General features: G+C 45.0%; 11 protein-coding genes. 1 reads left to right on the top strand and 10 read right to left on the bottom strand.

Annotated features, from left to right (window positions below; translation table 11 throughout):
* The first annotated feature begins 200 nt into the window (after positions 1–200).
* Entirely contained in the window at positions 201–1,538 is a 1,338-nt protein-coding gene (locus tag PAHA3_RS05110) for a nucleoside recognition domain-containing protein (RefSeq protein WP_062833755.1), read from the top strand.
* On the opposite strand, the gene coaD is transcribed toward PAHA3_RS05110, so the two are convergent.
* The 10 genes from coaD to PAHA3_RS05055 all read right to left on the bottom strand — a co-directional run bounded on the left by coaD (position 1,516) and on the right by PAHA3_RS05055 (position 14,330).
* The gene (coaD, locus tag PAHA3_RS05105; protein ID WP_085981453.1) at positions 1,516–2,022 is read right to left on the bottom strand and encodes a pantetheine-phosphate adenylyltransferase; all 507 of its coding nucleotides are present in this window, start codon (positions 2,020–2,022) and stop codon (positions 1,516–1,518) included. The genes PAHA3_RS05110 and coaD overlap by 23 nt on opposite strands.
* A gap of 1 nt (position 2,023) precedes the next feature.
* Positions 2,024–2,632 (bottom strand): 16S rRNA (guanine(966)-N(2))-methyltransferase RsmD, encoded by a 609-nt coding sequence (gene rsmD, locus PAHA3_RS05100; protein WP_036609474.1) that lies wholly within the window; start codon positions 2,630–2,632, stop codon positions 2,024–2,026.
* A gap of 300 nt (positions 2,633–2,932) precedes the next feature.
* Positions 2,933–3,367, bottom strand: coding sequence for a hypothetical protein (locus tag PAHA3_RS05095; RefSeq protein ID WP_062833754.1), 435 nt, complete (start codon positions 3,365–3,367; stop codon positions 2,933–2,935).
* A 473-nt stretch (positions 3,368–3,840) separates the two neighbouring features.
* Positions 3,841–4,146 (bottom strand): hypothetical protein, encoded by a 306-nt coding sequence (locus PAHA3_RS05085; protein WP_062833752.1) that lies wholly within the window; start codon positions 4,144–4,146, stop codon positions 3,841–3,843.
* A gap of 153 nt (positions 4,147–4,299) precedes the next feature.
* Entirely contained in the window at positions 4,300–7,347 is a 3,048-nt protein-coding gene (locus PAHA3_RS05080; protein ID WP_062833751.1) for a glycoside hydrolase family 2 TIM barrel-domain containing protein, read from the bottom strand.
* Between the two features lie 158 nt (positions 7,348–7,505).
* A complete protein-coding gene (locus tag PAHA3_RS05075) occupies positions 7,506–8,336 on the bottom strand; it encodes a carbohydrate ABC transporter permease (RefSeq protein ID WP_062833750.1) in 831 nt (276 codons plus the stop codon).
* Positions 8,329–9,219 (bottom strand): carbohydrate ABC transporter permease, encoded by an 891-nt coding sequence (locus PAHA3_RS05070; protein ID WP_062835980.1) that lies wholly within the window; start codon positions 9,217–9,219, stop codon positions 8,329–8,331. The genes PAHA3_RS05075 and PAHA3_RS05070 overlap by 8 nt, the downstream gene beginning before the upstream one ends.
* A gap of 141 nt (positions 9,220–9,360) precedes the next feature.
* Complete coding sequence (locus tag PAHA3_RS05065; protein WP_235599472.1) at positions 9,361–10,644, bottom strand: extracellular solute-binding protein; 1,284 nt, start codon at positions 10,642–10,644, stop codon at positions 9,361–9,363.
* 350 nt (positions 10,645–10,994) lie between these two features.
* A complete protein-coding gene (locus PAHA3_RS05060; RefSeq protein WP_062833749.1) occupies positions 10,995–12,764 on the bottom strand; it encodes a cache domain-containing sensor histidine kinase in 1,770 nt (589 codons plus the stop codon).
* A gap of 18 nt (positions 12,765–12,782) precedes the next feature.
* Complete coding sequence (locus tag PAHA3_RS05055) at positions 12,783–14,330, bottom strand: response regulator transcription factor (protein WP_062833748.1); 1,548 nt, start codon at positions 14,328–14,330, stop codon at positions 12,783–12,785.
* Between the last annotated feature and the right edge of the window lie 22 nt (positions 14,331–14,352).

Raw genomic sequence — 14,352 nt, 5'->3', positions numbered from 1 at the left:
TCATGCAAATACTCAGCTCATCTTGTTTAATATTTATTTCAAGTCTAACACTCTGGTCCCTGTGCATACAATGGTACAGGCCGGATAGGCCGCTGTATACCATAGCCTGTCCGGTCAAGGCCGAACCGCCCTCGGGCGTCATTCGGCCGTCCATAACGATTCAGATGCCGAATTGGCGCTATTTGATATGAGGTGAAACGATGACAATACAGAGCGAGGTTAGAGATTCTGGCCCGTTACGAACGATACTTCTGAGTACTGGCGCTTTAGCACTGGTCATTGCCGTAGTTGCTTCCCCAAAAGAAGCATTTGATGCCTCTATTCAAGGTCTGGATATATGGTGGAAAATCATCTTCCCTGCCATGCTTCCGTTCCTGATGTTATCCCAAATGCTCACTGCGTTTGGCTTCACCCACGCGATGGGTGCCTTGCTCGGACCACTAATGCAACGCTGGTTCAGACTTCCAGGCAGTGCTGGGCTCGCTATCGCTGTTGGCATGTGCGGCGGATTCCCTGCAGGAGCAGATGCGGTATCCCGTTTATTTCAGGATAGACAAATTACCGCCAAGCAGGCGGTTATCCTTGCAGCAGCAGCTCATTTTGCTAATCCAATGATGATCATCCTGGTCGTTGGTGCTGCTTTTCTTCACCAGCCTGCTGCCGGATATTTCCTCTTAGTGGTTCACTGGATCAGCGGCTGGATTGCTGCCATTTTTGCCGTGCGTCTCTTGCCTGCACCGGGTAACCAGAAAGATCGGGTTGGTTCGACAGCCCTCCAAGCGGATAACAGTTCTCTTGGTTCTCTGGCTGCAAGTCCTGCAAGTTCCACAAGTCGCTCATCTCTCCCCCACCACTCTAACATCAAACGACGCAGTACATGGTCTGATATGATGATTGCAGCCAGGGAAGCCCATAGTCGTGATGGAAGAGGGTTTGGCAAACTGTTAGGTGACACCGTATCCCAGGCTGTGCAGACTTTGATGATGACCGGAGGATACATGATCGGTTTTGCCGTATTTATCCGGCTACTCTCCCTTTATGTGACTCCTGGTTCTTCTGCTGCGCTGTGGCCAGCCTTTTTGGAGCTTCATTTGGGCACCTACCATTTGAGCCAAACTTCGCTTACACCTGCCCTGCTGATGTCCCTGCTTGCAGCTGTTTTGGGATGGGGCGGTCTATGCTCCCATCTGCAAGTCTCTGCTGTCCTGAAAGCAACTGGACCCGACAGCAAATCCATGTTGTATTTTGCCGGAGTTCGTCTGATTCATGGGATCATCGCCTTTTTTATCAGCCTGTTCCTCTGGTTGCCGTTCAGCCGATATAGCACACAAGCCTGGACCACATTACAGACGAATGCAGACCAGGACCTGTCAACACCATTCAGTTGGCTCTTCATACATAATCCAGGCAACACATACACGATTAACGCCATATGGAGCGCCTTCCCTGCTGCCTGCATGGGTCTAGCGTTACTTCTTGCAATTATGATTAGTCTATCAGGTCTTACCCTCTGGTTTAACCGCCGGTTTTCTCGCTGATTTTCTGACGGAGCGCAGCTTCCACTTCAGGTGATACAAGATCTGTTACATCTCCATGATAATGAGCGATTTCTTTGACGATGCTGGAACTTAAATAGGAATACTTTGGATTCGTCATCATAAATATCGTTTCCGCATCCGGATTCAACTTGCTGTTGGTCGATGCCAATTGCAGTTCGTATTCAAAATCAGTTACCGAGCGTATACCACGAACGATAACCTGTGCTTCCTTTTGACGGACATAATTGGCCGTCAGATCGCGGAAACTGTCCACCTCCACATTCGGTAGATGGCGGGTTACTTCCGTGATCAGTTCCTTGCGTTCCTCCACTGTAAAGAGCGGATTTTTACTCATATTGTTCAACACAGCCACAATGACGCGATCAAATTGCTTCGACGCTCTGGCGATAATATCGAGATGCCCCATCGTTACGGGATCAAAACTTCCAGGATATACGGCGATCCGTTCCTGTCGATGTATCATTTCAGTCATGAGGAGCCTCCTCTTCCGGTGTAATGGATTCTCCATCTTCAACTGCTTCAGGCGCATAATAATAGATGGATACTGCCGTCTCCCCATACAAAGCCTTGCGCGTTTGTTCAAACGGGCCGAATTGCTCAGGGTAATCATGTTTGGATTCATATTCAAGCACGATGGTTGCTTCGGGTTCCAGAAGTTCCAGTTCGTGCATGGTCAGCATCAACTCGTGCCCGTTCTTCATGCGATACGGCGGGTCGAGAAACACCAGATCGAACGTTGTGCCTCGCTTGGCGAGTGCCTTCAATGCACGACCTGCATCATTACGGTATACAGCCGCCTGGTCTTCCAGCTTGGTCGCCTTCAGATTCATGCGGATCACTTCAATACTTTTCGATTCCAAATCAACAAAAACAGCCTTGTCCATGCCGCGGCTCAGCGCCTCAATACCGAGACCCCCACTGCCTGCAAACAGATCCAATGCTGTGCCGCCCTCAAAATAAGGACCAACCATGCTAAATAACGCTTCCTTCACCTTGTCGGTGGTCGGTCGCGTGCCTGTGCCAGGAACAGCCTTCAGCGGCCTGCCTTTCGCACTCCCAGATACCACTCTCACTGACGAGTCACCTTTTCTCTATGTAAGTTTATTGATACGGCTATCGTACCACACTCGGGTTCAGTTTGAAAAATGTTCGGTCTTCATTTGCCTTGGAAAATTGTTGACGAATTGTTGACGCATATGTATAAAAAGGAAACAATCGGGCGATTCTATAATTATCGACATCACAAGTGTCGTAGACAACCGCGGAGAAGACTTACGTTTCCCCATAAGCTCTTCGTCCGGTTTCTCCTCTCCCATGAAAAAGAAGCTCTCGAAAGAGGGCTTCTTTTTGTTGTTTATGTTTAATTTATTATGTTAGTTATATTTTTCTTCAAATTCACTTATTTCAGCTTCCTCTTCAGTCTGCAACCATCCGATCTCCCTCAGCCATATGCCCATATCTGCAATAAATTCATTCGCGTTAAGATGTTCAATTTTGTATTTCTGGAGCTTCTCACTCAAAAAATCATAAAACTCATGGCTTAACACATACCGTTGTCTGCTTTTGCTTAATGTCTTATACCGATCCTCGCTGACCACCAGATCAAAATAGATGACATTCTCCTTCTTCACATGCCTGACCGTGGACCTTCTATCGTATTCTTCAGGAAGACACCTGAAAACAAAGAATAGTTCAATATCAACTATTTGATATTTGCTTTCTGCTTGATCAAACACAGACTGCAACTCATCTGAAAGATTGGCAACCTGCGTTAAACCTGAAGTGTCAGTTGATCGGCCCAGAATCATCACTAAACTCCTCCTTGTTCATTTTCAACATTCGTAATGAAACTAAAAAAGGCTGACTAGTGATATAATCCCCGTCAACCTTTCCTATGTTCGTCCTTCTTGTGCCTTGCCCCAACTTAGGAAGACTATACTAATTCATCTCTCTATGTTTCCGATTAGACCTTCGCAAATTGATCAATGGAATGATAAGTAAAACAACCGGCAAGAGAAGATTTATTGAACCATTCTTAATCATCATGAAGGTAATAAACAGCACGGCGAGCCAAGTCATAATCTCCATCATTTCATATTTGGTTAACGTAAGCTTAAATGCTTTTCTCGAAATGAAACGAATCAAGAAATAAGCGATCAAGCTATAGAACAGGATCATTCCCAAAATTGCAACAGTGATTATGAGGTACATATCCACCAAAAAATCTCACCCGACCCTTATGTCATTTCCTTAATTTTACCATATAAGCAATAGGGTGTCTTCACTTCTCTTCAACAACAATCGTTGCATTATAAATCACGACACGTTTCCCATTGAGATCGAATAATACTTTATTCCCGTATTCCGTATCTTCCACGTCAATTTTGCCATCATAGGTTTGAATCAATTCACCATTATTACTGTACACTTTAACGACCCGCTCCAGGCCGCCCGAGTTATTGGATCTCATCGTTTTGAGTGCACGTTCACCCGAAGCCGTATTGAAATACCATATGAAACATCCAACAATGATGCCCAGAAAGACCAACACCGTCACCCATATACCTGTCTTTGCTTTTCTACTCATCTTGAACCCCCTCTTATGTCTCCTGTCTTGTACATTACGTGGCCGGGGAGAGAACGGTTTCATAGATCACATCCCAAGCTAATCATGGACATAACAAAACAGAGGCCTCCAACAAGCGAAGGCCTCTGTTCTTTATTGCAAATAATTTTTTATTTACAGTGCACGAATGACAAATTCGAATGTCAGTTCGCCGTCTGAAGGGATCAGGTATTCCGGATGAACTGGAGCACCCCAGCTATCATCACCGCCGACACCCATTTGTTTACCTGCTACAGTCACGACCGTATAGTGCACAGGTGGCAATTCGTACGCATGTTGTGCGTTCTCCAGCTCAAATGCCGTATATGGTGAAACATTCAACTCAACCGGGGTTCCGGATGCTTCAATTTTGAAGCCACGTCCCGCGTTGTCTGTCAATTTGGCCCAACGTACGCCTGTACGGTTGCCCGATTCCTGTGGTACCAGATATGGAGCTACAGTATCAGCTACCTTGTTACCATGGATGCCCAGACGTGCGCCAAATGCGCGGTCTGCATAGTTTTCTTCGGGACCCATCGCGAGCCATTCCACGTTTTCGAAGTCAGGTGACGTTCTGAAGGACAATGCATGGATTGGCAGATTCGGCAATCCAGCTGTACCTTTGTACGCATTATGCACACGCACGCTTCCATCTGCATGTACAGTATAGACCACTTTTACTTGTACATCCGCCGAAATGTTGAGCTTGTACGTGAACTCGATCCGGTATTGATCCGGTTTCTGTTCCGCTTTCCACTCCACAGAACGTGGCATCAGGCTCGCTGCATACCAAGCACCCAGTTCGAAGCCCATCGCCATACCTTTGTCATTATCCGTCATTGCACGCCAGAAGAGCGGTGCAGGTGGTACAGCAATGGTCTCACGACCGGACAATTTCAGGGAAACCAGTGTACCAAACTGTTTGGAGAACAGCGCATGCGTTTTGCCAGCACGAACTCCGATGTTAACGTCACCTTCGATAACTTGTACATCACTTACAAGGTTCAAGTCCACTTCAACTGCATCATTAACCTGATCCTGTGTGAAAATAAACTGTCCAAATGCCACTTCTTCGCCTTTGTCAGCCCACAGTGTAGCAGCTTTCAACACAAGTGCAGTGTTTACAGCGTACTCGCCGTCTGCCAAAGAGGCTGCATCCAACGGAAGCTTCACTACCGTCTCGCTTTGCGCATCCACGTTGACTTCCAATGTTCCGCGTAGCACTTCATGCCCCTCGCGCTCCAGGCTGTATACCAGTTCCAGCGCAGATGTATCTGCGAACAGATTACCGTTCACGATTTTAACGCCTTCACGATCCGGGAACAGCTTGATGTTCTGATACAGGAATTTGACCTCCTGCATTTTCGCAGTTACTTTACGATCAGCATGAACGATACCGTTGCCACAGAACGAATAGTCTGATGGACGATCACCGAAATCTCCGCCATAAGCGAGGAACTCTTTGCCGTAACGATCTTTTTTGTAAATGGATTGGTCGATGTAATCCCAGATGAATCCACCTTGATACATCGGGTATTTGTCTTCCAACTCCGTATATTTGTGCATACCACCAATAGAGTTACCCATAGCGTGCATATACTCACAGCTAATATAAGGCTTGGTCGGATTTGCATTCAGGAATTCCTCAATGTCCGCCGGTTTGGCATACATGCGGGTCTCCATATCACTTGTCTCATCGAAACGACGATCATGGAACACACCTTCGTAATGCACCAGACGTGTTGGATCAGCCGATTTAAAGTATTGGGATACTTTATAAATCACTTCACCACCATGAGATTCGTTACCACAAGACCAGATCAGAATGGACGGATGGTTTTTGTCACGTTCCACCATGGATACAGCGCGGTCCATAACGATATCATGCCATTCCGGTTTGTCACCTGGGATAACCCAAGAAGGCTCAACGGCGCCAAGCTTCTGCCAAGATCCGTGTGTCTCCAGGTTCATCTCGTCAATAACATACAATCCATATTCATCACACAGCTCATACCACAGACTTTGGTTTGGATAGTGTGAAGTACGTACAGCATTCATATTATTCTGTTTGATCGTACGAACATCCCAAAGCATGTCTTCCTTCGTAACTGCACGTCCACGACGCGGGTTGAACTCATGGCGATTCACACCTTTGAATACGATACGTTTACCGTTGATATGCATCACTTTATCAATCATTTCAAATGTACGGAAACCAACGGCTTGAGGAACAACCTCAACCAGTGCACCCGCAGCATCATATACACGAATATAGAGACGGTACAAGTATGGAATCTCTGCGCTCCACAGGTTCACTGTACCAATATCTTCACGAAGACTTACTTGTCCATCATTAACTTTGGATTCAAACGTCTTAACGGTATTGCCTTCACGATCACGAAGTTCAGCCTCTACCCGCGATCCAGCAACGGCTTTTCCTTCCAGCTTCAGATCCAATTGCAATGTACCGTTCGTGTATGACTTGTCCAGATCAGTGCGAACATGAACATCACGAACGTGTGCAGTTGGGACCGTATACAGATACACATCTCTGAAAATGCCGGAGAAACGCCAGAAATCCTGATCTTCCAGCCAGCTGCCCGTGCTGCGTTGATAGACCTCAACCGCGAGTTTGTTCTCTCCATCCTGAAGGAATGGCGTTAGGTCAAAATCAGACGGCGTGAAGCTGTCCTCCCCATATCCTACGAATTGTCCGTTAAGCCATACATAGAATGCAGACTCTACTCCTTGGAAAGAAATATATACCGGGTTCGACTCCCAGCCTGTTGGCAGGTGGAAAGTACGAATGTAACTTCCAACCGGATTTTTATCCTGTGGCAGTGCTGGCGGACGAATCTCGTTCAAGCCGTCCCAAGGATATTGTGTATTTACATATTGAATCTGTCCGTATCCTTGCAGTTGGATGTGTCCCGGAACTTCAATATCATCCCAGCCTTCACTGGAGAAATCGGATGTATAGAAAAACTCAGAACGGCTATCTGGACGAATCGCATAGTTGAATTTCCACGTACCATTCAGATCATAACGCATGGACATCGCGCCTGAACCTACAGCCTCGTCCATCGTTTGGTAATAACGGTGATCGGAATAGGCATGAAGACGGTTCACCTCAAATACACTTACGTCTCCCAACCAGTTGATATCTGCCTTTGTTGCTTTCATCGGCTCTCTCTCCCTTTAAAACGTTATAGTTTGACTTATTCAAGGTTTACTCTGGATTTCCTTTTTGCTTTACATACACAAAAAAGACAGAGGTACGCCATAACAGCGCCCTCTCTTCTTTCCTGCACCCCTCATTTGCACGGATTATGCTGTTTTCATTACTTCACGGAACCTACCATACCTGCAACAAAATGTTTCTGCATGATGAAGAAAACGATTGCTGTAGGTAGTGTTGCAATCACGATTGCTGTCATGATTACTCCGTAATCCGGAGAATAACCAGCACCCAGATTTGAGATCAACAGTGGAATCGTTTGTTGGTCAGGTGTTTGCAATACAATGAGTGGCCACAGATAGTTGTTCCAGCTACTCATGAATGTAATGATTGCTGCCGCTGCATATGTTGTTTTCATGGTTGGCATGTAGATCTTCAAGAAGATGCCGAGTTCACTCAACCCATCAATACGTCCAGCTTCCAGCAAGTCTTTCGGAAACATTTTGGTGTTTTGACGGAAGAAAAAGATTAGGAACGCTGTTGCGATGGTCGGCAAGATCACTGCTGCCATCGTGTTGATTCCGATAACCGGTGCAACTCCCGAGATTGTTGCAAACATACGATACAGTGGTACCATGATCGCTGCAAACGGAATCATCATGGATAACAACAGGATATTAAACACGACATCACGGGACTTCGTGCGATATACCTCGAAGCCATAACCTGCCATGGAACCAATAAACAGTGCCAAGACAGTGGAGATTACAGAGATAATCGCCGAGTTTCCGAGAGCCTGTACCAGATTTGTCGAATCAATCAGTTTGTTGAAGTTATCAATAAAAGCTGAACCGGGCAGCAGTCTACCCTTTGTTACATCGACTGATGCATTTGTTGAACTGACCAGCATCCAGAAGAAAGGGAAAATGGATACAAAGGCGACGATGGATAGGAACACATACGTGAAAATCCGTTTTGCTTTAGCTTTAGCCATTTTTATTATCACCTGCCACTTTAAACTGGATGATGGACAATACAATAATCAAGATTACGATGGAATATGACACTGTTGCTGCATAACCGAAGTCCGGTGAATATTTGAACGAAAGGTTGTAGATGTATTGTGAAATCGACATGGTCGCATTACCTGGACCACCTTTGGTAATATTCATAATCTCATCGAAGATTTGCAATGTACCAATCGTTGATGTGATGGACGTGAAGAGGATAATCGGCTTAAGCAAAGGTACTGTGATTTTGAAGAATTGTGTAAAAGCATTCGCTCCGTCAATTCTTGCAGCTTCATAGATCGATTGATCGATGTTTTGCAGGGATGACAGATAGAAAATCATGTTATATCCGGTCCAACGCCAAGTAACGGCGATTATGATCGTAATTTTAGCCCAGAACGGGTCTGTGATCCATTGAATTGGATCGCCAATAATGTGCAAGCCCATCAAGAATTGATTCACCATTCCATCTGGTGCGAACAAATATTTGAATACAACAGAGTACGCTACCAATGAAGTTACACAAGGCAAGAAAATCGCTGTACGGAAGAAGCTCCGGAAGCGTAGTGTGCTGTCATTCAGCAATACGGAAATAAACAAACCGAGAATAATCATTACAGGCACTTGAATAATCAAGTAGATAAATGTATTCGATAATGCTGTACGGAACGTTGTATCAACTAACAATCTTTTGTAGTTAGAAAGGCCCGTAAATTCAAGATTGGCTCCTACACCAGACTTGAACGATAAGAGCAGCGCTTGAATCATCGGGTAAAAGTAAAATGCAACAATCCCGACAACAGCCAGCAAAACAAAAGCCCATCCAGTCAAATTATTTTTCTTTTGGAGACTGTCTCCTGTATTCATGGCTTTCACAGTATGGCTCCTCTCTCTCCATGGAACATGGGTAGAACCCACGGAGCCTCTCGCCATATCCGGTTCGACTTGCGCCGGACATGGGAGACGGCTCCGATGTTTCCTAGGGTTCTATAAGTTACCTTGGGTATCTTAGTTTAATTGTGCTTCAGCTTGTTTTTGTGCATCAGCCAGAACGTCATCGATTGATTTACCGTTCAGGAATGCTTGCATTTCTACAACCAGAATATCTTCAATGGCATATGTGTTGATACCATAGTTTACGCTTGGAATTTCTTTCGTCCAATTCGCAAAGTCTGTGAAGATTTTTTGTCCGCCGAAGTACTCGTCTGCTTTGGCATACGCGTCACCATCAACTGCTGGTTTGTACGTACCGATTGCACCGATGTTGTTCAACAGATCTTGATACAATTGTTTGTCAGAACCAAATGTTTTTGCTACAAAATCAGCTGCTTGATCTGCACCAGGAACGTTGTTCATCACATACCAAGAGCTACCACCCAAGTTGGATGCGTGAACAGAGTTTGATTGACCAGCCATTTTCGGAATTGGAGCCACAGCCCATTTACCGGATTGGGAAGCTTCTTGACGTACAGATGGTGAGAACCAGTTACCTGTAGGAATTGTTGCTACGCTACCGTTATTGGCGTTGGCAACGAATTGACTCCAGTCAGAGTGCAATTTAACAATATTGGCATCCATCATCGCTTTGTATGTGATGAAAGCTTCTTTCAGTGCAGCGTTAGTAGCAATGTCAGGTGTTTTACCATCTTCTGCAGAATACCATTTACCTGCAGTTTGGATCATCATACGAATCAAACCAAGGTCATTCGGGTCAAGAGAAAGAAGCTCTTTACCTGTTTTAGCTTTTACGTCTTTACCAATTTGGATGTAGTCATCCCAAGTGATGTCTTGCAGGTCAGCAGCTTTGTAGCCTGCTTCTTCGAGCAAGTCTGTTCTGTAGTACAAGCCAGCAACGCCGGAGTCAAATGGTACTCCGTATTGTTTGCCATCAAATGCTGTTGGTCCGAGTTTGTAATCTGCAAAATCGGAAGCCGTGATACTGGAAGACAGATCTTTGAACGCATCAGGATATGCATTCAAGAAGCTTTGTGAACGATAGTCTTCAATCAGAACTACGTTTGGAAGACCGCTTGCAGTTCCGGAGTTAAGACCCGTGTTCAGTTTCTGGATGATATCAGCTTGAGCGTATTCAATGATGTTAATTTTTACATCAGGATTTGCTTTTTGGTATGCTTCTTTTGCTGTTTCCATTGCAGCAACGTTAAAAGCTTTGTCCCAAGCCCAGACCGTAATTTCGTTTGTTTTTTCGTCACCACCACTAGCGGAATTACCTCCACCACCGGATGAACATGCAGACAACAGCAATACTGTAACGAGCATCAATACCCACATTTTTTTCAAAACATTCAACTCCCCTTCAACCTCTTTGTGTGTAATTTGTTTACGTTTTCTGAAAGCGGTTGCTTTCGATGTATTCATCTTATCATTCCCATATCTCCATTCGTTAGTAATAATTTTGTACGGATTTGTCTTCTTATTGCCACAATGAAAACCTTTACAGAAACCGTTTGCATTAAATTTGGTTTTTTGTAATTTCTTTTGATTTTGTAATTTCTTGATCTTGAAATAGTACAAATATGTATTTTCACTTTACCTCTGACACGTGAAATCCCCCGTCTCTGTAGAAATACAGAAGCGAGGGATCTCATTTTCGGGTGTATTTAGTTGGATTAGATTTCAACTCAACTCGTGATTAATGGTAGTGTTACGGTCACTCTCGTTCCTTCACCGACATTGCTCATGATGGTGACACCGTAAGGTGAACCATATAAAAGCTCAATGCGATCATGCACATTGCGAATGCCGATGCCGCTGAAGAGTTGACGATTGTTTTTCGGATTAGGCAATGTTTCTCCCATAACGAGTCCTTCAATTCCGTCACCATTGTCCATGATCTCACAGATGAGCGATTCCCCGGCTCTGGAAACCATGACATGAATCGTACCCGTTTCTTTTTTGATAAATCCATGGAAAAAAGCATTCTCGATAAACGGCTGAATCACCAGCTTCGGTACATGGTAGTGAGTACAATCCGGAGCAACATAGAAGGCTGCTTTAATCCGGCCACCGTACCTGACGTGATTAATGAAGACATAATTTTTCAAATTCTCAACTTCTTGTTCGACTGTAACGGTCTGACTCACATCACTAATCGTATTTTGCAGCAATCCAATTAATGCGTTAATCGTCTCTGCTGCCCTGTCCTTGTTGCCTTGTTGCACCAGAACTTTGACAGAAGCAAGGGTATTGTACAAGAAGTGAGGATTAATCTGACTCTGTAATGCCGCAAGCTCTGCATTACGTTGTTCATGCTGTGTCTGCACTAACTGATCCACATAATCGTGCAATTCATCAAGCATGTAATTGTATGCATGACCCAGCTGCCTGCTCTCGTAGCTTCCGCTCACCGGGATATAGTTGTCCAGATCACTTTTCGTAATGTTGGACATCTGCTTCACAAGTCTGCGCAATGACTTGGTAATCTGGCTGGTGATGAGAAACACGAGAATGAGTGCCCCCACAACAATAGCTGCACAGATCAAGGCAACTGTCTTCATGTCGATGAGTTGACCCATCGCCAGATCCTTATCCACTACATTGACAATGTAAAACCGATAGAACGGTAAATACTCGGATAGAACGACGCTATCCTGATCCATCACACGAGCATTGATGCTTCTCGGAGACGTTTTATTCATTTCTCGAGCATATGACAGCAAATCCAGCTGAGTTGTCCCGATCCAGTCTTCACGATTCGAAGAAACAATCTCACCTTTTTCGTTCATAATGACCACGTCATTGCCTCGACTTGTAAAGCTGGTGTAGAACTGCCGGAACGCATCCTCTCTCATGGTGACATAAAGCGTACCATATATTCGGCTGCGGGCTCGATCTGTCAACGCCTTCGTGGCAGAGATCATCTGCTGACTTCCGACACTTTCATCGTTTTGGTAATCATCAAAGATCAGACGACTGGGCGTCTCAGCGGCTTCCATCGTGATCGGCTCCTGTTTCAATTCATCCACTGACATCTGAAGGTGAGCACGATTGGTGGAATAGCTGCGTCCATTAATCCCGATAATCGTTATCCCGACTTCGTAGGATTCTGTTATGGATTGAATCCGATCCATCGTTTCCCTCATATTATAGAAGGATTTTGCCATACTGAGGGAATCGGCATCTCCTTCGGACAGGAACCCTCGAATCGCTCCACTTTGCGTCACATTGTTGGATACGGCAGCAATGGCGTCATTAAAGGATTCAAAATTCGTCTTGATCTGATTAAGCACCTTAGAGTTTGTGATACTGAACGTCTCGGTAAACAGATTAGTAGACATGTGAATGGTCGTCCATAGTATGAGTGCAGAGACGAGAACAATACTGACGACCATAACCAGAAACAACTTGGGAAATAATCCGAGACGAGATAATTGGTTCATCCATTTCTTCATGATCTTATCCTTCTGACTTTATGCCCAGAATTTGCGCCGGTATCGGCTTGGTGATAGTCCGGTGAATTTTTTGAACACTTTGCAAAAGTAACTATGATCGGAATAACCGACCATACTGCTAATCTCCGAAATTGTTACATCATCGGATCGGAGCAGTTCCTCCGCTTTTTCAATCCGAATTTTATTCAGGTATTCATTGAATCCTTCTTTTTTGTGAGATGAGAAATAACTGGATAAGTACGATGGATTAAAATGAAAGTGTTTGGCTACTTCAACAAGCCCAAGCGGCTGGTCAAAGTGCTCATGCATGTAATCCAGCAGCATCTTCATATTCGGATCACTTCGTTTTCCACCCGCACCAACAGTGCACTCCTGAACTTCCGTCATAAACTGATCAAGCACAGTCATCACTTCATTTAGACTCGTAGCCCCGTCCACATTTTTAAAATACGTATATTTGCTCTCTTCAAGCCCTGCAGACTGAACGTCCATATCCGCAAGGGTAATCGTTACGTTGAAGATCAGGTTACCTAGAAATGACTTGATCTCAAACACATCGGCAATATAATCCCGACCAAGTATTGTCGCATGATCCTGCAAGTACTCTCTTGCCGCTTCGACCCGGTTACGCTTCACATGTTGCAAAAACATATTCACATTGAACTGGTAACCTGCCGGATGCATCGGTGGAAGTTCACCATACACAAGGATCGGTCGATCCTTATAATAGAAGCGATATTCCATTAGCTTGATCAGGCGTTCACGGTATACGATACCCATCTGTTCAAATGAAGTAAAGCTGTCACTAAGCACCCATCCAGGGTTGCCTTGTCCCGCTGCATTTTCACTAGCCAGCTGTTTAATGCGTTCAACCATCCATTCATCTCGCGCAGGATCGACATTAAGAAGCATGACAGGCAGTGCGCCCTCTGCCGGAACTATTGCACATTCCACTTCAGGCAGATCACTGCGGAGCCTGGATTCAATTTCTTCCTGATCCAGTTTTAGTGGATTCCCTTCAGCATCCATTGGTTTGTACACTAGCAAGCGAAAGGATTCGTGTGGAAAGGTGTCTCGAATCATCGGCATTTCGCTATCCTCGTCCAAAGTAAATCCGGACAGCATCTTCTCCATCAGTTGACCAAGTCTCCAGCCATCGTGTGACGGCTCAAACTGTAACTCTGGAATTTTACCCGCTGTCCGTTGAAGGACCTGCAATAATTCATTCGTATCCAGCTTCGGTTTCAATATATAATCCGCTGCCCCGTGCTGGAGCGTTGAACGAACATATTCAAATTCACTGAAGCTGCTAAGTACAATCACTTCAATCTGCGGATTACTGGCTTTTAGTGTACGGACAAAAGTCTCGCCATCCATGACAGGCATGACAATGTCGGTAATCACAATATCCGGTTTTAACAGGCTCACCTGCTGTAATCCTTCTTCACCGTTGGAAGCTTCACCCACAATGATAAATCCTTCAGCTTCCCAGTTCATATGGTGCTTTATACCTTGTCTTACCAGAAACTCATCGTCAACAATCAGCACCTTGCACAACCGGTTCATGATCGCGACCCCCTTGTCTAAT

The sequence above is a fragment of the Paenibacillus amylolyticus genome (assembly GCF_001570725.1).
In the GTDB taxonomy this organism is placed as follows: domain Bacteria; phylum Bacillota; class Bacilli; order Paenibacillales; family Paenibacillaceae; genus Paenibacillus; species Paenibacillus amylolyticus_A.
The sequence above is the reverse complement of the archived record's forward strand: the minus strand, read 5'-3'. Positions and strand labels throughout refer to the sequence as shown.

Bases quoted from the DNA above. Each gene is read 5' to 3' on its own strand.
- PAHA3_RS05075 (WP_062833750.1), bottom strand. From the start codon at position 8,336: ATGGCTAAAGCTAAAGCAAAACGGATTTTCACGTATGTGTTCCTATCC.
- PAHA3_RS05065 (WP_235599472.1), bottom strand. From the start codon at position 10,644: ATGTGGGTATTGATGCTCGTTACAGTATTGCTGTTGTCTGCATGTTCA.
- PAHA3_RS05060 (WP_062833749.1), bottom strand. From the start codon at position 12,764: ATGAAGAAATGGATGAACCAATTATCTCGTCTCGGATTATTTCCCAAG.
- PAHA3_RS05095 (WP_062833754.1), bottom strand. From the start codon at position 3,367: ATGATTCTGGGCCGATCAACTGACACTTCAGGTTTAACGCAGGTTGCC.
- PAHA3_RS05080 (WP_062833751.1), bottom strand. From the start codon at position 7,347: ATGAAAGCAACAAAGGCAGATATCAACTGGTTGGGAGACGTAAGTGTA.
- PAHA3_RS05070 (WP_062835980.1), bottom strand. From the start codon at position 9,219: ATGAATACAGGAGACAGTCTCCAAAAGAAAAATAATTTGACTGGATGG.
- coaD (WP_085981453.1), bottom strand. From the start codon at position 2,022: ATGATACATCGACAGGAACGGATCGCCGTATATCCTGGAAGTTTTGAT.
- PAHA3_RS05110 (WP_062833755.1), top strand. From the start codon at position 201: ATGACAATACAGAGCGAGGTTAGAGATTCTGGCCCGTTACGAACGATA.
- PAHA3_RS05055 (WP_062833748.1), bottom strand. From the start codon at position 14,330: ATGAACCGGTTGTGCAAGGTGCTGATTGTTGACGATGAGTTTCTGGTA.
- PAHA3_RS05085 (WP_062833752.1), bottom strand. From the start codon at position 4,146: ATGAGTAGAAAAGCAAAGACAGGTATATGGGTGACGGTGTTGGTCTTT.